Origin of the sequence: Rhodococcus sp. ARP2 (genome assembly GCF_001029585.1) — a bacterium.
Classification (GTDB): Bacteria; Actinomycetota; Actinomycetes; order Mycobacteriales; family Mycobacteriaceae; genus Rhodococcus_F; species Rhodococcus_F erythropolis.
In genome coordinates this window covers 1-1,004 of the sequence record NZ_LEKE01000020.1, presented here as the reverse complement: position 1 = coordinate 1,004, position 1,004 = coordinate 1, and the positions used below count along the sequence as shown (strand labels likewise).

The window sequence follows — 1,004 nt, the reverse complement described above, 5'->3', positions numbered from 1 at the left end:
GCATCCGGTGGTGTCTCCGAAGATTGCTGTGGTGAAGTCCTCTGATCCGGTGTCGGGTTCGAATGTTGTTGCCGGTCAGGACATCAAGTACACGCTCACGTTCACGAACACCGGTAACGGTGCGGGTGAGGTCGCGTACTTCGACGATCTGCGTCAGGTTGTGGACAAGGGTGCATTGAGTGGTTTGACTGCTGATGCTCCGTTGGCTGCGACGATGGTCGGCAGCGATGGTTTCTCGGTGACGGGGACCTTGGCGGCCGGCGAAACGAAGACGGTGACGTATTCGGTGAAGGTCAATGCCGATGTGGTCGGTGGGGTGTTCGTGAACAACTTCGTTGTTCCGGGTACGACTCCTCCGGTTGATCCTCCGGAGGTGTGTGATCCGGCGACTCAGCTGTGCACGACGCATCCGGTGGTGTCTCCGAAGATCGCTGTGGTGAAGTCCTCTGATCCGGTGTCGGGTTCGAATGTTGTTGCCGGTCAGGACATCAAGTACACGCTCACGTTCTCGAACACCGGTAACGGTGCGGGTGAGGTCGCGCACTTCGACGATCTGCGTGGTCTGCTCGACGATGCTGATCTGGTTGCGGGCAGCTTGAGTGCTGATGCTCCGTTGACTGCTGCGATGGTCGGCACGGATGGTTTCTCGGTGACGGGGACCTTGGCGGCCGGCGAGAGCAAGACGGTGACGTACACCGTCACGGTCAAGGCTGATGCCGATCGCGTTGCGGCGAATGCCGACAACACGGTGCTCAACTTCGTTGTTCCGGGGACGACTCCTCCGGTTGATCCTCCGGAGGTGTGTGATCCGGCGACTCAGCTGTGCACGACGCATCCGGTTCAGGTTCCGGGGTTCACGGTCGCGAAGACTGCGGATCCGGTCTCAGGTACCAATGTTGCTGCTGGTCAGACGATCACGTACACGGTGACCGGTGCGAACACGGGTAACACGACCCTTGATCCGGTGGTGTTGACCGATGATCTGTCGAAGGTTCTCGACAACG

Annotated in this window: 1 pseudogene; it reads left to right on the top strand. The window is 59.6% G+C overall.

From position 1 onward, the window contains the following. Positions 1-31: 31 nt before the first annotated feature. Positions 32-1,004 (top strand): annotated as a pseudogene (locus ABX74_RS03310) (DUF11 domain-containing protein); the annotation flags it as partial.